The sequence below is a fragment of the Hamadaea sp. NPDC050747 genome (genome assembly GCF_040654195.1).
Classification (GTDB): domain Bacteria; phylum Actinomycetota; class Actinomycetes; order Mycobacteriales; family Micromonosporaceae; genus Hamadaea.
Genome location: NZ_JBFAHM010000012.1, coordinates 271,947 through 295,079, shown reverse-complemented (window position 1 = coordinate 295,079; position 23,133 = coordinate 271,947). Strand labels below are relative to the sequence as shown.

The 23,133-nt window shown below is 70.1% G+C and carries 19 protein-coding genes; 11 read left to right on the top strand and 8 right to left on the bottom strand.

What is annotated here, in order from left to right; genetic code table 11:
• The first annotated feature begins 259 nt into the window (after positions 1 to 259).
• A complete protein-coding gene (katG, locus tag AB0H43_RS28565) occupies positions 260 to 2,491 on the top strand; it encodes a catalase/peroxidase HPI (RefSeq protein WP_360004271.1) in 2,232 nt (743 codons plus the stop codon).
• Positions 2,492 to 2,624: 133 nt separating this feature from the next.
• Here katG and AB0H43_RS28560 read toward each other — a convergent pair whose 3' ends face one another.
• Positions 2,625 to 4,088 carry an alpha/beta fold hydrolase gene (locus AB0H43_RS28560; protein WP_360004269.1) on the bottom strand — a complete coding sequence of 488 codons (1,464 nt, stop codon included), beginning with the start codon at positions 4,086 to 4,088 and terminating at the stop codon, positions 2,625 to 2,627.
• A gap of 85 nt (positions 4,089 to 4,173) precedes the next feature.
• Between AB0H43_RS28560 and AB0H43_RS28555 the strand changes: the two genes are divergently transcribed.
• The 3 genes from AB0H43_RS28555 to AB0H43_RS28545 all read left to right on the top strand — a co-directional run bounded on the left by AB0H43_RS28555 (position 4,174) and on the right by AB0H43_RS28545 (position 8,548).
• Complete coding sequence (locus AB0H43_RS28555) at positions 4,174 to 4,746, top strand: ABATE domain-containing protein (protein ID WP_360004267.1); 573 nt, start codon at positions 4,174 to 4,176, stop codon at positions 4,744 to 4,746.
• A gap of 99 nt (positions 4,747 to 4,845) precedes the next feature.
• Positions 4,846 to 6,009 (top strand): hypothetical protein, encoded by a 1,164-nt coding sequence (locus AB0H43_RS28550; RefSeq protein WP_360004265.1) that lies wholly within the window; start codon positions 4,846 to 4,848, stop codon positions 6,007 to 6,009.
• 70 nt (positions 6,010 to 6,079) lie between these two features.
• Positions 6,080 to 8,548, top strand: a complete 2,469-nt coding sequence (locus tag AB0H43_RS28545) for a S8 family serine peptidase (protein ID WP_360004263.1) — start codon at positions 6,080 to 6,082, stop codon at positions 8,546 to 8,548.
• Here the strand turns inward: AB0H43_RS28545 and AB0H43_RS28540 are convergent.
• On the bottom strand, positions 8,526 to 11,225 hold the full coding sequence (locus AB0H43_RS28540) for a BTAD domain-containing putative transcriptional regulator (protein WP_360004261.1): 2,700 nt from the start codon (positions 11,223 to 11,225) through the stop codon (positions 8,526 to 8,528). The two genes, AB0H43_RS28545 and AB0H43_RS28540, sit on opposite strands and share 23 nt — an antisense overlap.
• 114 nt (positions 11,226 to 11,339) lie before the next feature.
• Between AB0H43_RS28540 and AB0H43_RS28535 the strand changes: the two genes are divergently transcribed.
• Positions 11,340 to 11,834 (top strand): hypothetical protein, encoded by a 495-nt coding sequence (locus AB0H43_RS28535; protein WP_360004259.1) that lies wholly within the window; start codon positions 11,340 to 11,342, stop codon positions 11,832 to 11,834.
• 7 nt (positions 11,835 to 11,841) lie between these two features.
• On the opposite strand, the gene AB0H43_RS28530 is transcribed toward AB0H43_RS28535, so the two are convergent.
• Positions 11,842 to 12,873 (bottom strand): LacI family DNA-binding transcriptional regulator, encoded by a 1,032-nt coding sequence (locus AB0H43_RS28530; protein WP_360004257.1) that lies wholly within the window; start codon positions 12,871 to 12,873, stop codon positions 11,842 to 11,844.
• Positions 12,874 to 12,961: 88 nt separating this feature from the next.
• On the opposite strand from AB0H43_RS28530, the gene AB0H43_RS28525 reads away from it, so the two are divergent.
• Positions 12,962 to 14,347 (top strand): cellulase family glycosylhydrolase, encoded by a 1,386-nt coding sequence (locus tag AB0H43_RS28525; RefSeq protein WP_360004255.1) that lies wholly within the window; start codon positions 12,962 to 12,964, stop codon positions 14,345 to 14,347.
• Positions 14,348 to 14,450: 103 nt separating this feature from the next.
• On the top strand, positions 14,451 to 15,878 hold the full coding sequence (locus AB0H43_RS28520; protein WP_360004253.1) for an MFS transporter: 1,428 nt from the start codon (positions 14,451 to 14,453) through the stop codon (positions 15,876 to 15,878).
• 21 nt (positions 15,879 to 15,899) lie between these two features.
• Here the strand turns inward: AB0H43_RS28520 and AB0H43_RS28515 are convergent, their stop codons facing one another.
• The 4 genes from AB0H43_RS28515 to AB0H43_RS28500 form a co-directional block, all read right to left on the bottom strand.
• Complete coding sequence (locus AB0H43_RS28515; RefSeq protein WP_360004252.1) at positions 15,900 to 16,493, bottom strand: TetR/AcrR family transcriptional regulator; 594 nt, start codon at positions 16,491 to 16,493, stop codon at positions 15,900 to 15,902.
• Between the two features lie 76 nt (positions 16,494 to 16,569).
• Positions 16,570 to 17,430 carry a M23 family metallopeptidase gene (locus tag AB0H43_RS28510; protein WP_360004250.1) on the bottom strand — a complete coding sequence of 287 codons (861 nt, stop codon included), beginning with the start codon at positions 17,428 to 17,430 and terminating at the stop codon, positions 16,570 to 16,572.
• 221 nt (positions 17,431 to 17,651) lie between these two features.
• Positions 17,652 to 18,296, bottom strand: coding sequence for an alpha/beta hydrolase (locus AB0H43_RS28505; protein ID WP_360004248.1), 645 nt, complete (start codon positions 18,294 to 18,296; stop codon positions 17,652 to 17,654).
• On the bottom strand, positions 18,293 to 18,757 hold the full coding sequence (locus AB0H43_RS28500; RefSeq protein ID WP_360004246.1) for a pyridoxamine 5'-phosphate oxidase family protein: 465 nt from the start codon (positions 18,755 to 18,757) through the stop codon (positions 18,293 to 18,295). The genes AB0H43_RS28505 and AB0H43_RS28500 overlap by 4 nt, the downstream gene beginning before the upstream one ends.
• 58 nt (positions 18,758 to 18,815) lie before the next feature.
• On the opposite strand from AB0H43_RS28500, the gene AB0H43_RS28495 reads away from it, so the two are divergent.
• On the top strand, positions 18,816 to 19,481 hold the full coding sequence (locus AB0H43_RS28495) for a helix-turn-helix domain-containing protein (RefSeq protein ID WP_360004244.1): 666 nt from the start codon (positions 18,816 to 18,818) through the stop codon (positions 19,479 to 19,481).
• Positions 19,482 to 19,578: 97 nt separating this feature from the next.
• Positions 19,579 to 20,151, top strand: coding sequence for a hypothetical protein (locus AB0H43_RS28490; protein WP_360004242.1), 573 nt, complete (start codon positions 19,579 to 19,581; stop codon positions 20,149 to 20,151).
• On the opposite strand, the gene AB0H43_RS28485 is transcribed toward AB0H43_RS28490, so the two are convergent.
• Positions 20,143 to 21,111: an acetylxylan esterase gene (locus AB0H43_RS28485; protein ID WP_360004240.1), complete on the bottom strand. Its 969-nt coding sequence runs from the start codon at positions 21,109 to 21,111 to the stop codon at positions 20,143 to 20,145. The genes AB0H43_RS28490 and AB0H43_RS28485 overlap by 9 nt on opposite strands.
• Before the next feature lie 173 nt (positions 21,112 to 21,284).
• On the opposite strand from AB0H43_RS28485, the gene AB0H43_RS28480 reads away from it, so the two are divergent.
• Together AB0H43_RS28480 and AB0H43_RS28475 are read left to right on the top strand one after the other, a co-directional pair.
• Entirely contained in the window at positions 21,285 to 22,193 is a 909-nt protein-coding gene (locus AB0H43_RS28480; RefSeq protein ID WP_360004239.1) for an ABC transporter permease subunit, read from the top strand.
• Entirely contained in the window at positions 22,190 to 23,116 is a 927-nt protein-coding gene (locus AB0H43_RS28475) for a carbohydrate ABC transporter permease (protein WP_360004238.1), read from the top strand. The genes AB0H43_RS28480 and AB0H43_RS28475 overlap by 4 nt, the downstream gene beginning before the upstream one ends.
• Positions 23,117 to 23,133 lie beyond the last annotated feature (17 nt).

Below are 23,133 nucleotides of genomic sequence, written 5' to 3'. Positions count from 1 at the left end.
CGGTCCATGACAGTCCGATGACGGTTGCGGGCCTGTGTCGTCAGTACAGGTTCCGGCGCGACGGCCGCCCGATCCCCCAGCGGAAGCTGCTGGACCGCGGCGAATGGACCGCGGCGAACCTGCCTAAACCCGTCGGGCCGAACACAGCGCCGGTAGACTTTGTGCGTTAAGTTGACTTGTTCCAGTTTAATTCCGTTTCGCGGGGAACTGCCGACGCCTGCCCGCAGTTCCCCGGTGAACCGCCAACTCGGAGGAAGCAATGAGCGACACCCAGGGCGCCGGCCAGGTCGCACCGGATTCCGTGACCGCGCAGGGCAGCGAGAGCGAGAACCCGGCGATCGACTCGCCGACGCCGAAGACCGGCGGCCGGCCGCGTACCAATCGCGACTGGTGGCCCAATCAGCTCGACCTTTCGGTGCTGCACGCCCACTCGTCCAAGAGCAACCCGCTGGGGCCGAGTTTCGATTACGCCCAGGAGTTCGCCAAGCTCGACGTCGAGGCGCTCAAGCGGGACATCGTCGCCGCCCTCACCACCTCGCAGGACTGGTGGCCGGCCGACTTCGGCCACTACGGCGGCCTGATGATCCGCATGAGCTGGCACGCCGCGGGCACCTACCGGATCCAGGACGGGCGCGGCGGCGCGGGCGACGGCGGCCAGCGGTTCGCCCCGCTCAACAGCTGGCCGGACAACGCCAACCTCGACAAGGCCCGGCGGCTGCTGTGGCCGGTCAAGCAGAAGTACGGCCAGCAGATCTCCTGGGCCGACCTGCTCGTCCTCGCGGGCAACGTCGCGCTGGAGTCGATGGGGTTCCAGACGTTCGGCTTCGGCTTCGGCCGGGAGGACGTCTGGGAGCCCGAGGAGATCTTCTGGGGTCCCGAGGACGCCTGGCTCGGCGACGAGCGGTACGTCTCCGAGAAGGAGATGATCGGCGGGGTCGGCGCGACCGAGATGGGTCTCATCTACGTCAACCCGGAAGGCCCGCAGGGCAACGGGGATCCGCTCGCCGCGGCGGCGTTCATCCGGGAGACGTTCCGCCGCATGGCGATGAACGACGAGGAGACCGTGGCGCTGATCGCGGGCGGCCACACCTTCGGCAAGACGCACGGCGCCGGGGTCGCGGCCGACCACGTCGGCCCGGAGCCCGAGGCCGCTCCGCTGGTCGAGCAGGGGCTCGGCTGGCTCAGCACGCACGGCACCGGCAAGGGTCCCGACACGATCACCAGCGGTCTCGAGGTGACCTGGACGGACCGGCCGACCCAGTGGAGCAACCGCTTCTTCGAGATCCTGTTCGGGTACGAGTGGGAGCCGTCCACCAGCCCGGGCGGGGCCAAGCAGTGGGTGGCCAAGGACGCCGAGGCGATCATTCCGGACGCGCACGATCCCGGCCGGAAGCACCGGCCGACGATGCTCACGACCGACCTGTCGTTGCGCGTCGACCCGGCGTATGAGCAGATCTCGCGCCGGTTCCTCGAGCACCCCGACGAGTTCGCGCTGGCCTTCGCCAAGGCCTGGTACAAGCTGCTGCACCGCGACATGGGACCGGTCAGCCGCTTCCTCGGTCCCTGGGTGCCCGAGGCACAGCTCTGGCAGGACCCGGTGCCGGCCGCCGAGGGCGAGCTCGTGGGCGACGCCGACGTCACGGCGCTCAAGGCGAAGGTGCTGGAGTCCGGGCTCACCACGGCGCAGTTGATCTCGACCGCCTGGGCTTCGGCCGCCAGCTTCCGGTCCACCGACAAGCGCGGGGGCGCCAACGGCGCCCGGCTGCGGCTCGACCCGCAGCGCGGCTGGGAGGCGAACCAGCCCGAGCAGCTGGCCACCGTTCTGTCCACTCTGGAGGGTATCCAGCAGGAGTTCAACAGCGCCGGCGGGGCGAAGATCTCCCTCGCCGACCTGATCGTGCTGGCCGGCTCGGCGGCCGTCGAGAAGGCCGCCCGCGACGCCGGCGTGCCGGTCACGGTCCCGTTCCACCCTGGGCGTACGGACGCGACGCAGGAGCAGACCGACGTCGAGTCCTTCTCGGTGCTCGAACCCCGGGCCGACGGATTCCGCAACTACCTGCGGCCCGGCGAGAAGACCATGCCCGAGGTGCTGCTCATCGACCGGGCGTACATGCTGAACCTGACCGCACCGGAGATGACCGTTCTCATCGGTGGTCTGCGGGCGCTGGGCAACAACGTCGGCGGCACGGCGCACGGCGTACTGACCGACCGGCCGGGCGTGCTCACGAACGACTTCTTCGTCAACCTGCTCTCGCCGGGGACGAAGTGGACGGCGTCCGCCTCCGACGACCAGGTCTACGAGATCCGCGACGTGCGTACCGGCGAGGTGAAGTGGACGGCCACCGCGGTCGACCTGATCTTCGGCTCGAACTCGCAGCTCCGCGCGCTCGCGGAGGTCTACGCCAGCCAGGACGCCCGCGAGAAGTTCGTCACCGACTTCGTCGCGGCCTGGACCAAGGTCATGGACCTCGACCGGTTCGACCTCGCCTGAGGCCGGTCGTCACCTCGCGGGGCCGCCCTCTGGACGCGGCTTAGTGCGGCGGATCAGGGATCCCGGTCGAATCTCGCATCAAGATTCGACCCTGATCCCTGATCCTCCGCTGATCTTGAGCGCGGCGGAACCGTCAGGCGTAGGCGACCGTCACCCGCTGCCGGTCAAACCGCCCGGTCTCCGCCGCGTCGACGACGGCCGCGGCGAAGTCGGGGATGCTGACCCGGCTCTCGCCGCTCGCTCCGACGATCGGAGTGTCCCGCGCCTCGACGAGATAGTCGCCCGTACGCGGACCCTCGACGAGGTGGACCGGGGGCGGGCTGACGTAGGTCCAGCTCACCGGGCCGGTCGACGCGCGTAGCAGATCGAGGGCCTTGGCCTGGTCGCGGGCGGTCTGCAGATACATCGCGGGGAACTGTGGCGAGTCGACGAACCGCTGCCCCGCCGGGTCCTGCAGACTGCCTCCGCCGCCGACGAACACCAATCGCCGTACGCCGGCCCGGCCGAGCCCGTCGAGCAACGCCTGCGCGCCCCGGGGGACGAGCGAGTCCTCCCCTTTGATGGCGACGACGACGGCGTCGTGCCCGGCGACGGCGGTCGCGACCGAGTCCGGATCGGTGACGTCCATCGTGGACCGTCCGAGTGGCGTCAGCCGGTGGCCGCGCTCGGCGACCTCCCGCGCGACCGCCCCGCCGAGCCGTCCGCCCGCGCCGACGACCGCGATCCGCCGGGGCAGCCGGGCCAGGAAGGCGTCGATCAGCGGGACCATCTCGGGCAGCGCCTCCTCCAGGGCGAAATGCCCGGTGTCGAAGACGTGGACCTCGGCGTCCGGCAGGTCGGTGCGGTACGCGTACGCCCCGGTCTCGGGGAAGAAGGCGTCGTTGCGTCCCCAGAGGACGAGCGCCGGCGGCCGGTGCTCGCGCAGGTACTGCTGCCACCGCGGGTACGCCTCGACGTTGCTCCCGTAGTCGAGTGCCAGCGCGATCTGGGCCGCCTCGCGGCCGGGCTGGTCGAGGAAGTGCTGGTCGAGCGTCCAGCCGGCCGGGTCGACCCGCGAGACGTCGGCCGTGCCGCCTTCGTACTGACCCCGGGTCACCGCCGCCGTCAGGATTCCCCGGACCTGGTCCTCCGCGCCGGGCACACCCGGCTGGTTGGCGATCATGCCCTGGGCCAGCTCCGACAGCCCTTCGGCGTACGCGTTGGCGTTCTGCACGATCAGCCCGGTGACTCGCTCCGGCCGTCGTTCGGCCAGCCGCAGCCCGACCGGGCCGCCGAAGTCGAACAGGTACAGGGCGTACCGGCGCAGCCCGAGGACGTCGGTGAACTTCTCGATCGTGTCGGCCAGCCCGTCGAAGCTGTACGCGTAGTCCGCCGGAGCCTCGGTGAACCCGAAGCCCGGGTAGTCCGGCGCGATGACGTGGTAGCGGGCGGCCAGCACCTCGATGAGCCGCCGGTACTGGTGCGAGGCGCTCGGGAAGCCGTGCAGCAGCAGCACCGCCGGCGCGTCGGCGGGTCCGGCCTCCCGGTAGAAGACGGTGACGCCGTCGACGTCGGCGTATCGGTGGTGCACCTGCGAGGGGATCGGCAGCGCGGTCATAGCTAATGCCTCTTTCCTGTCGTGATGCATTAGATCTTCGGCGACGGCATCTAATGCGTCAAGGAGCTGAGGTACCATTAGCCATGTGATCGAGACGACACCGCCGCCCCTCGTCGGGGAACCGCTCGCGTTGGACCTGGTCAACACGCTCGCCACCCGGCCGGACGGAGTCGCGGTGGACCTGTTCGCCGAACCGGCGACCGCCTCCGCGTGGCTTTCGGCGCAGCACGACCTCGATCGCCTCACCGCCATCCGCCCCGCCGATCTGGACCTGCCACAGCTGCGGAAGCTGCGCGAGCACGTCGCCGGCTGCGTCGACGCCGCCCGTCAGGCGACCGCCCCGCCCCCGGCGGCCTTGGCCGCGCTCAACGACGCCGTCCGGGCGGCCCCGGCGTACGCGCAGCTCACCGTCGTCGACGGCACGCTCGTGCGACGGGTGGATCGCAGTGGCGTACCGGGTCGCGACCTGCTCGCCGAGCTGGCCGAAGCGGCGGTCGACCTCGTGACCGATCCGGCCGTCCGTCGCGTACGCGCCTGCGAAGGGGCCCGGTGCCGTCTGCTGTTCCTGCCCGCTCATCCGCAACGCCGCTGGTGCTCCCCGGCGACCTGCGGCAACCGGGCTCGGGTGGCTCGGCACTACCAGCGTCACCACGGCTGAGCCTGCGCCTCCGCGGATTCGTGTTGGAGAATTCTCCGGTCCCACCCGAAGCCTCGGATCTACGATGGATCATCGGTTTTGGAGCGCGGGGGGTGCGTCATGACCGAGGTTGTCGCCGCGGACTACACGGTGGTCATCGATGTCAACACCACCACCGTCGGGTTCACCACCGTCAAATACGACTTCGAAGGCCACTCCTACGCGCTGTGGCACCGATACGTCGGACTGCCCGGGCAGCCCGGCGTGCCGCAGCCCTGGCGCAAGGTCAGCCTGCTGGAGAAGCTGCTCGACACCTATCCGGACCCGACGCCGCAACAGCAACAGCGCGCCGAGCACGAGGGCCGGTTCACCTCGGCGCCGATCCATCCCGGACAGCAGCTCGAGTACGGGATCATGATGGACCCCGACCTCGACCCGAACGTCGGCGCCCTGGCCGGCGAGATGGTCAGCCGCATCACGATCATCGGCCTCGGCGAGCACACCGACGCCGACTGGATCGGCGACGAGTACATCGACATCGGTGGCACCTACTACTTCCACCAGCTCGACACGTTCCCGCACGGGGCGACTGTGCTGCGCTTGCAGATCGGGGCCGACCCACCGGTGCGCGACGCGTACGGGCAGAACATCGTGGCCCAGCCACTGGTGACCGTGTGGAGTCCGTACGGCGGCAACCACGCGGTCGAGGCGAAGCCGCTGTTGCCCGGCAACGTCTACTTCGCGACCATCCTGATCGTCGACACGACCACCGGCCAGTGGACCGAGCGCGACCCGAATCCGTTCCGCACCAAGCGCCGCCGGATCGAGCTGCGATTCCCGGTCATCGAGGTGGTCAACGACGGCGACCCGGCCGGCAGCGGCGAGGCCGAGTTCGCGGTGGCCGTGTTCGAGGGCCGGAGCAACGGCCCGGTGGTGCGGGTGGACGGCCGGCAGCTCGGCGACGACGACAACCCGCGCGACGTCTCCACCGGCGACTGGTTCGCCACCAACATGACGCCGATCGTCATCGGCCCCAAGGTGGTCACCCCGGACTTCGCGGAGGTCTGGGTCGTCGCGAGCGGCACCGAGTACGACGGCATCGGCGAGTCGAACGAGCACGCCAGCAGCGAGCCGTACGCCCCGGGCTTCCTGCCGATGCCGGTCGGGCGCGGCCTGGAGACGGTGAACCTGCAGGGGCTGACCTACACCGCACGGCCGTGGGCGTCCGGGGACGACTTCGCCTTCCGCCTCTACATGAACTACGACATCACGTACTGGAGCTAGACGTACTGGAACGGCTCACGAGACTCGCCGCTGTGATCGGATTGTGAACCCGCCGGGCGAGCATCGTCCGATGAGGACTTTCCGGGGTGCGGCCGCCGCGTTCGCACTGCTGCTCGTGCTGTCGCCGCCGCAACCCGTGTTCGCCGCGGCCGACGATCCGTGCGTGGCCGCCGCGAAGGCGGGCAGTGAGGCCGAACGCGGCAAGATCCTGGCCGCCATGCCCGACGAGGAGGGTTGCGACGGCCCGATCACCGTGTACGCCGACCCGTCGGTGACGCCGACGACCGAGCCGTTGCCCGGATTCGAGCGGGACACCACCCGGCCGGTCGCCGCCATGCGCGACGCCGACGGGGTGATCACCGAGTTCGTCGCCGACGAGATCCTGGTCGGCTCGGCCGACGAGACCAGGGTGAAGGACCTCGCTGAACGGTGGAAGGGCACGATCCTCGCCGAGGCGCGGCCGGACAAGTCCGACGTGACGACCTACACCGTCCGCGTACGCGGCGATCTGGCCGACCCGAAGTCGTTGAGCGACAACCTGGCCAAGCTCAACGAGGGGCGCCGGAAGGCCGATTCGCTCGCGGTGTCGAGCAAGGAGGCACTGGGGCTGCTGACCATCGCGGCCCAGGAGGCGGTCGACGCCGACGGCATGGCGGTCGGCGTCAACTGGCTCCTCCGCTCGGCGTCGTACGCCTCCCGGTCGCTGGCCGAGGCCGGTGTCGGCCCGACCGGGTTCACCGCGGCCGGCCCCTACGACCGCGACCCGTACCAGTGGAACTTCCTGAACAGCGGCAGCGTGCAGGACATCGGCGTCACCGAGGCGTGGACGCAGATGGACTCGGTCGGCCTGCTCGGGCCGAACAAGGTCGACATCGCCATCCTCGACAAGGGCTTCTCCCCCGTCGTGAACGGCGACATCCCGCCCGGCTACACGATGAAGAGCATGGTGCCGTTCGCCGACCCGGGCGACCCCTCACCCGAGTCGTGGGCGCACTGGCACGGCACCAATGTCGCCAACGCCGCCGCCGGGGTGCCCGGCAACTACTGGGCCGCGGCCGGCCCGGCCGGACCGGTGGGCCGGATGACGCTGACCTTCACCGGCCAGGACCTGTTCACCATCGTGTACGCGCTGATCGGCTCGTGGAACGTCCAGCTGATCAACTTGAGCAGCTACAAGTCGGTGCACTGGGCCTGGTCGTGGACGATGTCGCCGATGGAGAACGTGACCGTGTTCCTCCACGGCGTCGCCAACGTGCTCATCTTCGCCGCGGCGGGCAACGACGGCGATGACGTCGACCGGGAGACCTGCTTCCTCGGGTGCTGGGAGAAGTACCTCTGGGCGCCGTGCGAGCTGGCCGGGGTCACCTGCGTCGGCGGCCTCAAGAAGAACTCGCTCGACCACGATCCGAACTCCAACTACGGCCACGAGGACGTCGACGTCTTCGCTCCGTGGAGCGTGCTGGTGGGGCCGGACCCGGTGCACTCGGCGTCGAACACGGCATACCAGGCCGACGGCACGAGCGTCGCCACGCCGTACGCCCTCGGCGTCGCGGCGCTGATCTGGGCGGCCGATCCCGGCCTGGACAACGACGAGGTGCTCGACATCCTGCTGCGGCATCTGCGTACGAGCCCGGATCCCAAGGTGAAGCAGAAGGTGATCACCGCGCTGACCGCCGTCCGGGACGCGATGCCGGCGACGATCCGGATCACGACGCCGCAGGACGGCTGGATCCTCCCGGCCGGGTCACCGAGCCCGTTCGCGGCGACGGTGTACGCCGACGGCAACGGCACCCCGACGGTGACCTGGCGGGCCAACGGCTCCTACCTCGGCACCGGGCTTTCCCTCTCCGCGACGCCGCCGCTCGGAGCGCAGACGATCACGGCCACGGCGGTGTTCCCGAACGGCGTGCAGGCGACCGACTCGGTGCAGGTGACCGTCTACAACGGAGCGCCGACGATCACGATCACCAACCCGACCACGACGTCGCCCGCGTTCGGGGTGTCCGAGCCGATCCCGTTCCACGCGGTCAGCAACGACGAGGGCGGTCCGCTGGCGGACTCGGCGGTGCAGTGGTTCCTCGACAGCTCGACGACTCCGTTCGCCACCGGGCACAACCCGACCGTGGTGACCGGCGGGGCCGTCGGTGCGCACACCGTCAAAGTCCGCGGCTGCGATCCGTTCAACGTGTGCGTCTTCGCCACCGTGCCGATCACGCTCGTCGCCAATCCGGTGAACCAGCCGCCGATCGTGCACATCACCAGCCCGGCGAACGGCGCGCACCTGTGGGTCACCGGGATGGACGCCGCCGGGTACTACTGGTCGGGAACGCTGAGCGCGACCGCCACCGATCCCGAAGGCTTCCCGCTGACCACCCGGTGGTACGACAACGGCGTCCTGATCGGCACGGGCCCGACCGTGACCGCCCGGTTGACCGGCGGCTGCGGCATCTACAGCCACGTGCTGAGCTTCACCGCCACCGATCCGGCCGGGAACACCCGCCAGGACACCGTCAACATCACGGTGGAGATGGTCTGCTGATCTTCGCCCTGACCTCGTCGGCGCGCGCGTGGCCCAGGCCGTCCAGCCGGTCCACCGCGCGCCGCCAGGAGCGGGCCGCCGCCTCGGGGTCGCCCAGCCGGGCGTACGCGTCGCCGAGATGGTCGGCCGCCTCGGCCTCGTGGAAGGGATCGCCCAGCTCCACCATCATGCCGACGGCGTGTTCGAGACAGCCGACCGCTTCGCGTACCTCGTCGAGGGCCAGGTAGGCGTAGGCGAGGCTGTCCCAGGTCAACGCCTCGGTCCGCCGGTCGCCCAGCCGATGCAGCAGGTCCAGCGCCGCCCGGCAGTGGGTGACCGCGTCCCCTGGCCGTCCCAGCAGGCACTCGTACCAGCCGACGGCGTTGAGCGCCCGCGCCTCGCCCGGCTCGTCGCCGCACTCCCGGAACAGCTCCAACGCCGACACGCTGTGCCGCAACGCCAGCTCCAGGTCACCGCCCTGCTGTTCGTAGAGGTAGCCGAGATTGTGATGGGTATGTGCCAGGCCGTCGGGGTCACCGAGGTCGGCGTACCGGGTCAGGGCGAGGCCGAGCCGCTCGTGCGCCTCCGCCCAGGACCGCCGCCACATCGCGGCGCGGCCCGACCCGACCAGGCACCGCGCCTCGGCCGCCCGATCGCCGAGCCGCCGGGCGGCGGCCAGCGCGATCTCGTGCGTGGCCGACCAGTCCTCCCAGCGCCCGAGCCGTTCGAACACCTCGGTGAGCCCACAGGCCAGCTGCCACCCGTGTCTGTCCAAACCGGACCGCTCGGCCAGCGACACGGCGTTCACCAGCGCCGGGTACTCGGTCGTGAACCAGTCCAGGGCGGCGGCGTCGTCCGCCGTCACCTCCAGCGTCACGCCGTCGATCGGCGGCGGCAGCCCCGGCGGGTCCCGGAAGGCGTCGAGGACGGCGGCGTTCGCCTCGACGCTGTGCAGGTAATGGTCGAGCAGCCGATACCGGGCGGCTGCCGCGTCGGCATCGGATTCGGCCAGCTCCGTGGCGTACAACATCAGCAGATCGTGGCTGGAGAAGCGCGGACCGTGACTGAGCAGCTGTGCGCTCGCCAGTTCGCGCAGGAGCCGTCGCGCCTCGCCGAGCGGGACCCCGGCGGCGCTGGCGGCGGCCGCCGCGCTCACCGCCGGGCCCGGCCGGAGCCCGAGCAGCCGGAACATCCGCCGCGCGGGCTCGCTCACCGCCCGATAGGACCAGGACAGCACCGCCCGCACGTCGGCGGCCGGGTCACCGCCGTCGAACCCGTCCAGATCGGCCAGGTCCGCGGCCAGCGCGCGCAGCGGCAACCCGGTGGTCGCGGCCCGCGCGGCCACCACGGCCAGGGCCAAGGGCAACCGGGCGCACGCGGCGATCAGCTCGTCGGCCGCCTGCGGCTCGCGCTCCACCAGGTCACCCAGCCGGTACGCCAAGAGCAGCCGGGCGTCGTCCAAGGACGGAAGGTCGAGCGGGACGGGGTTCGCCCCGTCGACCGCCACCAGACCGGTGAGCCGATGGCGGCTCGTGACCAGCACGAAGCAGCCCGGCGTGCCGGGCAGCACCGGCCGGACCTGGTCGGCGGAGGCGGCGTTGTCGAGGACGAGCAGCATCCGGCGGCCCGCGAGCCGGCTGCGCAACGCGGCGGCCTGCGCGTCCCCGCCCTCCGGATGCGCCACCCCCAACGCGCTGAGGAAGTCGCGCACCACGTCGGCGGCCGGCACCGGACCGGCGGCGTCGAAGCCACGCAGGTTCGCGTGCAGTACGCCGTCCGGGAACCGATCCGCGACCCGATGCGCCCAGTGCAGGGCGAGGGAGGTCTTGCCGACCCCGGCGGTCCCACTGATCGCCACGACCGGAGCAGCCTCGTCGAGTAGCTTGTCGAGAATGGACAGCTCCTCGGCGCGGCCGGCGAACCCGGTGATCGCCGCCGGGAGCTGCCTCGGCCGCCGCTGCGGCAGGTCGATCTGCGGATCGCGGAGCAGCATCTGCTGACGAAGCCGCCGCAGCTCCGGGCCGGGATCCAGGCCGACCTCCTCGCCGAGCGCCCGCTCGACGGCGGCGTACGCCGCCAGCGCCTCAGGAGCCCGACCGGCCCGGTAGAGCGCCAGCATCAGCTGCCCGGCCGGGCGTTCCCGCAGCGGGTCGGCCGCGACGGCGGCGGACAACTCCACCAGCAGTTCGGCGTGGCGGCCCAGCCGGAGCAGGGCATCGGCTCGATCGTCGGCCGCTCCGATGCGCGCCTGGGTCAGGCCGAGGCAGAGCTGATCGCGTACCTCGGCGGGGACGACACCGGCGAGCGCCTCGCCGTGCCACAACGACAGCGCCTCATCGAGGAGGCGTACCGTCTCGGCGTCGTCCCCGGTCTGCCCCGCCAGCTGGACGAGCTGCCGGAACCGGTGGGCGTCGACGGCCGACGGATCCGTCCGCAGCAGATAACCACCGCCGCGCGCCTCGATCTCGGCCCAGCCGTGCAACGCCGTACGCAGATCCGACGCGCACACCCGCACGGCGTGCACCGCCGTCCGCGGCGGATCGACCGGCCACATCAAGTCGACGATGCGCTCCACCGGCACCGTCCGGTTGACCTCCAACGCGAGCAGTCCCAGCAGATACCGTCGTTTACGCGGGCCCAAGGGGATCGCCGTGCCATCGGCGTACGCCGCCACCGGGCCGAGTACGCGGATCTCCATGCCCCGATGGTGCCGCAGACCGCAACGGTTCGGCAGGGAAGACCAAGATTCCGGACATCGCCCTTTCCCTGGAGGCGATCTCCCCGCACCATCGAGGTCGACGGAGGGAGCGACATGGGCAGGGTTTCGGAGGCGATCGCGGCCGGTGGATCGTGGCGGCGATTCTGGTGGCACTATGCGCAGATGGTGATCGCCATGCTGCTCGGCATGGCCCTGGCGCCACTGACGCGCCTGCTGTTCACCGCGCTCGGCGCCGAGGACGCGTACGCCCGCGGCGACGTCATGCTGCTGGTCATGGCGACCACCATGGTCATCGGGATGACCGTCTGGATGCTGATCCGCCGCCACGGCTGGCGCCCGATCGCCGAGATGGCCGCCGCGATGTACGTCCCCTTCCTGATCCTGCTGCCGTTCCTGTGGACCGACGTGCTCGACCGGATGATCGTGTCGACCCTCGGGCACGTTGTGATGTTCGCGGCGATGGCCGGGGTGATGCTGCTGCGCCCCGCGGAGTACATGCTCCCGCACAGCGCACACCACCACTCCCACGCCGACCACGCCGAGCACCCGCACGCCGAGCACGCGGAACCGGCCGAGCAGGAGGCGTGAGACGCCGTCAGCTCGGTGGTGCCGTCGAGGCGCGTACCACCAGTTCCGGCTGGAACCGGATCTCCCGATGGTCGTGATCCGGCTCGGACTCGGCCAGCAGCAGCTCCGCCGCCGCCTGGCCGACCTGGTACGGGGGCTGCCGCACGGTGGTCAGCGGCGGGGTCAGGCGGCGGGCGAAGCTCAGGTCGTCGTGACCGACGATCGACAGGTCCTGCGGTACGCGTACCCCTAGGGTCTCCAGGCCGTCGAGCAGGCCGAGCGCGGCGGTGTCGTTGAGGCAGACCACCGCCGTGACCTTGGGCGTCGCGGCGAGGATGGCGCCTGCGGCGGCCGCTGCGGCGTCGATGAGCGACGGCGGCCGCATGCGCAGGCGTAGGTCGAGCAGCGCGGTGGCCGGATCGAGCCCGGCGTCGGCGATCGCCTGGCGCAGGCCTTCGCGGCGGCCCGCCACCGGGGCCGGGTCCACGATGTCCCCCAGGTACGCGATCCGCCGGTGCCCGAGGGCGAGCAGGTGCTCCCCGGCCAGCCGCCCGCCGAGGACGTCGTCGACGGTGACCGCGCAGAGGTCCAGGTCCCCGCGCGGGTGGTCGATCAGGACGACCGGCGTGCCCTGGCGGCTCAGCGTCAGCAGCCGGGTCGGGTCGACCTCGATCGGCGAGATGATCACTCCTCGGACGGCCTGTGCCTGCAGCAGCCGGAGCAGCCTGGTCTCCTTCTCCGCCCGGAGGTCCGTGCTGCACGCCAGGAGCAGGCAGCCGGCGGCCGCGAGCCGGTCCTCGATGCCCCGGTTGACCTCCGCGTAGAACGGGTTCGCCAGATCCAGGGTGACGCTGCCGACGATGGGGCTCGGCACACCCCGCAGTTGCCGGGCCGGACCGTGCGGAACGTAGCCGACTCCCTTGATCGCCTCCTCGACCCGGCGACGGGTCGCCGGGGCGACGATCGACGGCCGGCTGAGCACATTGGCCACTGTGGAGACCGATACTCCGGCTGCTCGCGCGACTTCGCGCATCCCACTGCGACGGTTTCGCCCGGTCATGGCGCGCCTCCCCGATTGCCGCCCTCTACATAGAAGCGTATCGTTCACGTTCTCCACGGCTTACAAACGTTACAACCAAGGAAGGGTCATGAAGAAAGCACTGCTAGCCCTCAGTGCCGCTGCGCTCACAGCGGCCGCGTCGTTGTTCGTCTTCGCCCCGCCCGCGTACGCCGCCACTGGGCTGCACATCAGCGGACGGAACGTCGTCGAGGCCAACGGCCAGAACTTCATCATGCGCGGGGTCAACCACCCGCACGTCTGGTACACCAGCCAGACCAGCTCGTTCGCCAACATCAAGGCCTTGGGCGCCAACACGATTCGGGTGGTGCTCGGCAGCGGCAAGCGCTGGGGTCCGTCGAGCGACGTCGCCAACGTCGTCAACCTGTGCAAGCAGAACAAGATGATCTGCGTCCTGGAGGTGCACGACACCACCGGCTACGGCGAGGACGGCGCGGCCGCCACCCTGGACGAGGCGGTCAACTACTGGATCACCCAGAAGAGCGTGCTGGCCGGCCAGGAGAACTACGTCATCATCAACATCGGCAACGAGCCGATCGGCAACACCAACCCGAGCCAGTGGATCGACGCGACCGCGAACGCCGTCAAGAAGATGCGCAGCAACGGGTTCGAGCACATGCTGATGGTCGACGCCCCGAACTGGGGCCAGGACTGGCAGAACATCATGCGGGACAACGCGCAGACGATCTGGAACGCGGACACCCTGAAGAACACGTTGTTCTCCATCCACATGTACAGCGTCTACAACCAGGCCTCGACCATCACCTCCTACTTCGACGCCTTCCAGACCAAGGGGCTGCCGCTGGTGATCGGCGAGTTCGGCTGGCAGTTCAGCTCCGGCGAGGTCGACCACGAGACGATCCTGGCCCAGGCGCAGGCCCGCGGGCTGGGCTACCTCGGCTGGTCGTGGAGCGGCAACACCGATCCGATCCTGGATATGGCGACCAGCTTCAACCCGGCCCAGCTCACCACCTGGGGCCAGCGGATCTTCAACGGGACCAACGGCATCAAGGCCACCGCCAAGGAAGCCAGCATCTTCAGCGGCGTCACTTCCCCGTCCGCGTCGACGTCCGCGTCGGCGTCTCCCTCGCCGTCGACCTCCCCGTCGACCTCACCCACGACGTCGCCCACCACTTCACCGACGTCGGGCGGCGGCAAGACCTGCACGGCCACCTACACGATCGTGAACTCGTGGCCGGGCGGCTTCCAGGCCGACGTCAAGGTCACCGCCGGCAGCGCGGCGATCTCTGGATGGGCGGTCAGCTGGACGTTCGCCAACGGCCAGACCGTGACTCAGATGTGGGGCGCCACCCCGACCACCAGCGGCGCGAGCGTGACCGCCCGGAACGTGAGCTACAACGGCAGCCTCGCCGCGGCGGGCACCACGAGCTTCGGGTTCCTCGGGTCGTGGAACGGCACCAACACCGCGCCGACCCCGTCCTGCTCGGCGAGCTGACGCACTAGCACCCTTCAACGGCCTGGGCCGGACCGCCATCGCGGCGGCCGGTCCAGGCCGTTGCATTGTGGACGCAATGTTGGTGAGGGAGTACTCTCTCACCATGACTCACCCCTCCACCGCCCACGTGCACGCACCCGACGTCCCGGCCGTGCCACCGCGCCGCTGGCTGGCGTTGACGCTGATCAGCGTCGCGCAGTTCATGCTCGTCCTCGACGTCACCGTGGTGAACGTCGCGCTGCCCGACATCGGCGCCGGCCTGACCCTGACCCGGTCGACGCTGACCTGGGTCGTCACCGCGTACACGGTGTTCTTCGGCGGTCTGATGCTGCTGGGCGGGCGTCTCGCCGACGCGTTCGGCGCCCGCCGGCTCATGCTCGCCGGCCTCGCCGTGTTCACCGCCGGGTCGCTCGCCTCCGGGCTCGCGGGATCGGCCGCGCTGCTCATCGGCGGTCGCGTCGGCCAGGGCATCGGCGCCGCGTTGCTGTCCCCGGCCGCGCTGGCCACCGTCACCACGACCTTCCACGGCGCCGAACGCACCAAGGCCCTCGGGGTGTGGGCCGCGCTGGGCGGCGCCGGGTCCGCGATCGGCGTACTGGTGGGCGGGGCGCTGACCGCCGGTCCCGGCTGGCGGTGGATCTTCTTCGTCAACGTGCCCGTGGGGCTCGCTCTCCTCGCCACGCTTCCGGCCGTTCTTCGCCCGAATCAAGGGGTACGCACAACGATCGACGTCCCCGGCGCCCTGCTCGTCACGAGCGCCACGGCGGCGTTGATCTACGGCATGGTGCGCGCCGGTGATGCGGGCTGGTCGGATCCGCTCACCCTCGCCGCCCTGGCCGCCGCCGTTCTCCTGTATGTCGCGTTCGCCGTGGTGGAGCGTACGGTGGCGACGCCGCTGATGAAGCTGAGCCTGCTGGGCCGTCCGGCGATCGCCGGCGGGGCCTTCCTGATGCTGGCCGCCACCGGGCTGCTGATCGGGCAGTTCTTCCTCGGCTCGTTCTACCTCCAGCACGTACGCGACTACGGCGCCTTCGGCACCGGCCTGCTGTTCCTGCCGGTCGCGGTCGGCATCGGCCTGGGCGCGCACCTGGGCAGCCGCTTCGTCGGTCACCTCGGCGGGCGGACGATCTCCGTCGGCGGCCTGCTCGTCGCGGCGGGCGGCCTGGGCCTGCTGACCCGGATCGACGCGACCGGCAGCGTCTACACCGGACTGCTGACCGGGATGACGGTCACCTCGGTGGGCCTCGGCGCGGTCTTCGTCGCCGCCACGACGACCGCGCTCGCCACCGTCGAGCACCACGAGTCCGGCCTGGCGTCAGGGCTCGTCAACACGTTCCACGAACTCGGCGGCGCCATCGGGGTCGCCGTGCTCTCCACGATCGCGGCGGCCGGGCTCACCGGCGGCAGCGTGGCCGGCTTCGCCGACGGGTTCTGGGCCGCCACCGCTGTCGCCGGGGTGTCCGCCGTCGTCGCCCTGTTCCTGATGCCGAAGGGCAGACTGGCCGTGCCCCCGGGGCCGCACGTCCACTGAGGAGGCGTACGCGGTCGGGGCCTACGCCGTCAGGGCGGCCGTCCCGACCGCGACCCAGGCCGCGAGGAAGCGGTCCTGGTCCACGCCCGCCTCCGGCTCGCCCAGCAGGATCCGGTAGATCGGGTAGTAGGTCAGCGAGCCGACCAGCACGGCCGACGTCGCCGGAGCGTCCACCGCCGGTACGCGTCCCGCCGCCGCCTGCTGCGCGAGCCACTCGGCGACCTGGGCGTACAGGGGCCGCATCAGCCGGGCGTGCAGGATCTCCAGCAGCTCCGGGAACTGATCCAGCTCGCGGAAGGTGATCCGCACGTTCTCGACACTCAGCTCCAGCCGGGCCAGGATCACCCGGCCCAGTCGTTCCAGCACGGCGGGCACGTCCTCAGTCGAACCGTCGAACGGCAGGCTCTTCTCGGCCTCGTAGTGCGCCACGTGTTCGTCGACGACCGCCCGCAGCAGCTCCTCCTTGGAGCCGAAGTGCTTGTACAACGCCCCCGATCCCCCGGTCAGCCCGACGGCGGTCTGGATGTCGGCCACGCTCGTCTTCGCGTACCCGCGTTCGGCGAACAGCCGCGACGCCGCCACGATGATGCGCTGCCGGGTGGAGATCTCAGGCATAGCGAGAGAGTACTTACTCCCAGACCCGGCCCGCTCCGCCGGGCATGGCGGTCGCGGGCCGGGCCGGGTCGGCCGCCTACTGGCAGCAGATGTTGTAGCCGCGGTTCATCCAGAACGTCGTCGGGATCGGGTTGCTCAGGGTGGAGTCGCCGACGCTGACCGCGGCCAGCTCGTGCCGCCCCGGGCGCATCTCGACATGGGTGTGCGCGGAGCTGGCGCCCCGGGACGCCTCGGTGGCGATGCGCTGCCCCTTGTCGACGTGCTCGCCGACGCTCAGCCCGTCCAGCGGGTCGGTGTGCAGGTAGATCACGGTCTTGTCCAGATCCGCGTTGTAGATCGACAGCGTCGACAGCCCGCCGCCGCCCTCGTTCTTGTAGATGACCGTTCCGGAGGTCAGCGCGTACACCGCCGATCCGGCGCTGCGGGCGAGGTCGATGCCCTCGTGCCGACCCGAGGTGGACAGATACCCGTCGAAGTACGCCGAGATGGCCCCGGCGTCGTCGTGGTAGAGCCCGAACTCGAGACGGTCGTTACCGGCTTCGCCGACGACGTGGCTCGCGTTCTCGTTCTTCAACTCCGGCCGCAGGTTGCCCTTGGCTCCCGCGATGAACGAGTCGATGGCGCCGGACCAGTCGCTCTTGTAGAAGATCGTGACCGGGACGGACTTGCGGTTCCAGACCGACGCCGCGTTGTTCTTCACACACTGGCCCCGGCCGCTGCCCGAGCTGATGAAGGTGACGCAGCCCGAGCCGGTGCCGTAGTCCTGGATCGATCCGGCGAAGTCGACCAACGACCCCGCGTTGTCGCTGTTGTAGTAGAGGCAGATCTCGCCGTCCTCGCACACGCCGTTGCGCGCGTTCGCGGCCTGGGCCGGCGCCGCACCGACCATGGCACCCAACAGGACGGCGGTTGCCGCCACGATGAGAGTCCTCTTCACCGTCACCCTCCTCGGTACGCTCAGCGCCCGATGCGCTGCGACCGACGGTAAGGCGGCGTCATACATTCGCCCTACAGAGTCGTTACAAGTACGCCCGACGATGCGGTACGGGGCTCCTCAGCGGACTCGGGTGACGTCCGCTCCGACGATCACGCCGTCCCGCGATGACGATCGCCCCTGAGTCCTGATCTTACTCTTCGCCGGTCCTGGTCAAGCGGTGATCAGATGCTGGTCAGTCGATGGACGAGGGCGTCGGGACGGCTGAGCGCCACCAGATGCCCGCCGGGGATCTCTTCGACGTCGAGGCCCAGGCGTCGCCGGACGAGACGGCGCTGGAACTCCAGCGGGAAGAACCGGTCGTCGACGCCTTGGAGGAACGTGGTCGGCACATCCGGCCAGGCGTCGAGCGGCCACGGCTCGGTGAACAGCGTCTCCGACGGGCCGGTGGGCGTACCGGCCGTCGCTTCGGCGGTGACCTCCGGGGGCACGTCGTGGAAGAAGTCGTCGAGCAGGTCGAACTGCTTGCCGTGCCGGGCTTCGGCGTGCCCCACGTTCCCCCACCAGTCACCGGCCGTCTCCCCCGGCGCTGGGACCATCGCGTTGAGGAGCACGATCCGGGCGACCGGCGTACGCGCGGCGACGACCGGCGCGAGGAACCCGGCGAGCGACTGGGCCACCAGCACCGGATTATGGCGGCCGAACGTCGCTTGGCGGATCGCTTCGGCGTACTCGTCGTATCCGGCGTCGTTCGACTGTGGCAGGTCGACGGCGATGGCGTCGTGCCCACGGTCGCGCAGCAGCGGCACGACGCGATGCCAGTACCAGGCTCGTCCGTCGGCCCCCGGGACGAGGACGAAGTCGGTCATGACAGCGCCCCCGGGAAGCGGCTGACGAAGTCGAGCGTGCCGACCCAGTCGGGCTTGAGCCCGATGCGCACCATCTTCCGCCCCGACTGCTCGACGTCGGCGATGTTGCGGGCGCCCTGTTCGGCTCCGTAGTAGTGATGGTGTGCCGCCACGTACTCCGGGAGGATGCCGTCCACGTCGACCACCGTGGCCCGGCCGCGGAGCAGCAGGACTTCCGGCGGCGGGCCGGGAGTGTCGATGGTGATCGCGACCGCCGGCCGGGACCGGAACGCAGTGATCTTGGCGCTTCCGGCGAAGGTGCCGAAGACCAGCTCGTCGCCGGTCCAGTGGAACATCACCGGGAACACGCGAGGCGTGCCGTCCTTGGCCACGTAAGCCACCCGGGCCAGTTCGGTCGAGGCGAGCAGCCGCTGCGCGAGGTCGGTCGTCAGCAGTCCGAGGTCTCCTTGCTTCATGGTCATACTCCTAAATTAGGAGTAACCACTACCAGAATGCAAGAGGCAGCCGTATGATTTCTACGTGGTCGGTAAACGCAGGTTCGACGACCCGTGCGGAGTGGCACGGGCGCTCGGCGTCGTCGGTGAGAGGTGGGCTCTGCTCGTCGTGCGCGAGCTGCTCCTCGGACCCAAGCGGTTCACCGAGCTGAGCCGGGGACTGCCCGGGCTCAGCCAGAACGTGCTGTCCCAACGGCTTCGCGAGCTGGAGGAGTCCGGTGTCGTCCGCAAACGGCGGCTCGGGCCGCCGGTGAGCGCGACCGCGTACGAGCTGACCGACCTCGGCGAGCTGCTGGATCCGGTGCTGACGTCGCTGGCGGCCTTCGGCAGCCGCTTGCCGTTGCCGCCGACGGAGACTTCGATGAGCGCCGACGCCTTCGTCCTCGCGCTGCGGACGACGTTCGACCCGTCCTCCGTGAAAGCCGGCACGGGCGGTTCGGTCGAATTGCGGATCGACGACGACGTCTTCCACGCCGCCATCCGCGACGGCCGGTTCGCGGTCGCCCGCGGCGCCGCCGCCGCACCAGACGCGACGCTCACCGGAACAGTCGCCGCCCTACGCTCCGTGGTCTTCGGCGGTCGACCCCTCGGGGAAGACATCCGGGTCGACGGCGACCGCCCGGCCGCCGAGTGGTTCGTCCGCTGCTTCCCTCGGCCCCAACCCATCGTCTCCGCCGCGCAATCCGCTTGACGCCGGATCAGGGTTCCCGGTCGAATCATGACGCAAGATTCGACACGGAACCCTGATCCAGCGCGGAAGCACAGCGCTCAGAAGAGCGAGGTCCACTGTGGCACGGCAGCACCGGGGCCGGCGGCCCGCTCCACCGGCGCGCGCGCCCTATCGCGGCCCGGGCTGGAAGCATCAGCCGGCGCTCGGCGTCGACGTCGGCGGGGTGATCGTGGCGCTGGCCGGGCGTGCGGAGGACACGTCGTTCTTCGGCACCCGTCCGTTGGAGACGCCCGCCACCGAGGGCGTCTTCGAGGCGCTCGCGGCGCTCACCGAAGGGCCGTTCGCCGGGCGCGTGCACGTGGTGTCGAAGGCAGGCCCGAAGGTCGAGGCGAACACCCGGGCCTGGCTGCAGCACCACGACTTCTTCGCGCGTACCGGGGTCGGCGTGGGCAACGTGCACTTCGTCCGGGAGCGGCGGGACAAGGCTCCCGTGTGCGAGCGACTCGGGCTCACCCACTTCGTCGACGACCGGCTGGATGTGTTGGCGTACTTGGCGACCGTCGGCCATCGATTCCTGTTCACCGGCGGCACCGACGAGCCCGTCGCCGATCATTTGCCGGACTGGGCGACCGCCGTCGACTCCTGGGCCGCGCTCACCGAGCTGCTCGCGGGCGGCGACGACCTAGCTTAGGCGCGAGCGCAGCCAGCGCAGTTGCCGCCGCACGTGGACGGCCTCACCGCCCTCGTGGTGGTTGAACGGGTAGACGTGGATCTCGTGCTCGGCGGCGTACTGATTCGCGGCGGCGAACACCGTGCTCGGCGGGCAGACCGTGTCCCGCAGTCCGACGCCGAACTGGGCCGGCGCGGTCGCCCGGCGGGCGAAGGACACTCCGTCTACATACGACAAAGTACGCCGGACGGCGTCCTCGGCCTCCCGGTGGATCGCGAGGAACCGGACGATCTCGGCGTACGGCTCGGCGTCGGTGATCTCGACGGCTCGCTGAATGTGGCACAGGAACGGCGCGGTCGTCAGCACCGCCGCGAGGTCGCCGACGAGGCCCGCGACGGCGAGGGCGAGCCCGCCGCCCTGGCTGTTTCCGGCGACCGCCACCCGGTCCGGGTCGACGCCGGGAAGGGCGCGTACCGCTTCGACGGCGCGGACGGCGTCGGTGATCAACCGGCGGTAGTAGTACTCGGCCGGGTCCAGCAGCCCTCGGGTGACCGGCCCGGGTCCCCCGTACGCTGTGCCGCCCGGGTCCGGCGTGTCACCGCCGGTGCCGTACTGCCCGCCTTGGCCGCGGCTGTCCATCAGCAGGTGGGCGTAGCCGGCGGCGGCGTAGGTGGGGCGTTCGTGCGGCAGTCCGCGGCCGCGGCCGTAACCCAGGAACTCGACGACCGCCGGTAACGCCTCGGTCCGCCCGGCGGGCCGGGAGTACCAGGCCCGGACGGGATCGCCGCCGAATCCGGCGAAGGTGACGTCCCAGCAGTCGACCAGGGCCAGATCGGACGGTTCCGGTCGCACGTCGATCAGCACCGGCTTGACCGTGGCGGTCGTGAGGGTGGCCGCCCAGAAGTCCGCGAAGTCGGCCGGCTCGGCGACCTCAGGCGCATACCGGCGAAGCTGGTCGAGCGGAAGGTCGAACAAGGCCATGAAACTTTCCCAACGCCGTTCGGAAGTTTCGGAGGACTGTAGCACTCCGTGCAGCATCCGATGCACTGTCCACATACATGGACGCCGTCCAGAAACCCTTGACACGGCTGTCCGCGGACGCCTACTGTGCCGCCAAATGTAACGGCAATTTTCGGAAAATTTTCGAGGATGCGATGGCTGCGCGGACCTGGCGCCAGGCGATACGCCGCGACTGGCAGCTCTACTCACTGGCGATCCTGCCCCTGCTGTTCTTCGTGATCTTCCGCTACCTGCCGATGCTCGGCAACGTGATCGCGTTCCGGCGATACCAGCCGGGCGGCGACATCTTCGGCGAGCGGTGGGTCGGCCTGCACTACTTCGAGATGTTCTGGGACGACCCGACCTTCTGGCAGGTCTTCACCAACACCTTGATCCTGGGCGCGCTGACGCTGGTCGTGCTGTTCCCGCTGCCGGTGATCCTGGCGCTGCTGCTCAACGAGGTACGCACCGGCGCGCTGAAGCGCCTGGTGCAGACGATCTCCTACCTGCCGCACTTCCTGTCCATAGTGGTGGTGGCCGGCATCGTCTTCCAGGTGCTCTCGGTCGACGGCATCGTCAACCAGGGCTTGAAGGCGCTCGGCGAGGACGCGATTCCGTTCCTGCAGCAACCCGGCTGGTTCCGCACCATCTACGTGACCTCGGAGGCGTGGCAGACCGTCGGCTGGGGCACCATCCTCTACCTCGCCGCGCTGACGACGATCGACCCCGACCTGTACGAGGCGGCCCGGATCGACGGGGCGAGCCGCTGGCGGCAGACCTGGCACGTGACGTTGCCCGGCATCCGGCCCACCATGGTGACGTTGCTGATCCTCAACATCGGCACCTTCATGGCGGTCGGCTTCGAGAAGATCCTGCTGCTCTACAACCCGCTGACCTATCCCACCGCCGACGTCGTCTCGACCTACCTCTACCGCGTCGGCGTCGTCTCCGGCAGCTTCAGCTACGCCGCCGCCATCGGGCTGTTCGAGTCGGTGATCGGGCTGATCCTGGTCCTGTCGGCCAACGCGATCTCCCGCCGCACGGTCGGGACGAGCCTGTGGTGACCGTCGAGGCGCCGGAGAAGGTCGCGGTCGCGCCCGCGAAACGCAACCGGGGTCAGCGCCCGAGCCGGGGCTACCGCGTCTTCCAGGCGGTGAACGCGCTCGTCCTCACCGGCGTCGTCGTGCTCACGCTCTATCCGCTGGTCAACATCGTGGCCAGGTCGTTCAGCGCCGAGGACTACATCCGATCCGGCCAGGTCAACCTGTGGCCGCGCGGCTTCAACCTCACCACGTACCGCCGGGTGATGTCCGACCCCGCGTTCTGGACGAACTACCGGAACACCGTGGTCTACACGGTGGTGGCGACCGCGATCTCCATGGTGCTCACCGTCTGCTACGCGTACGTGTTGTCGAAGAAGCACCTGCGCGGCCGCAGCGCATTGGTCGGCATCGCCGTCTTCACGATGTTCTTCAACGGCGGCCTGATCCCCAACTACGTCCTGATCAGCGGGCTCGACCTGCGTAACACGATCTGGGCGGTGGTGCTGCCGAACGCGATCAGCGTCTTCAACCTGCTCGTCATGAAGTCGTTCTTCGAGTCGATGCCGGTGGAGCTGGAGGAGGCTGCCGCGGTCGACGGCCTCAACACGTATCAGACCCTGCTGCGCATCGTGCTGCCGCTGTCCAAGGCGATGCTCGCCACGATGGTGCTGTTCTACGCCGTCTTCTTCTGGAACTCCTGGTTCTCGGCGTACCTCTACCTCGACCGGGCGGAGATGTTCCCCGTCACGGTCTATCTGCGCAACCTCATCGCCGGTGCGACCGGCGGTTCCGACGTCGGCACGGCCAGCGAGGCCGCGCTGCAGATCGCCGCCAACATCCAGTCGGTGACGATCGTCCTCACCGTTCTACCGATCATGCTCGTCTATCCGTTCATCCAGCGCTACTTCGTCTCCGGCGTGATGCTCGGCGCCGTCAAGGGGTAGCGCGCCCTCCACGGACC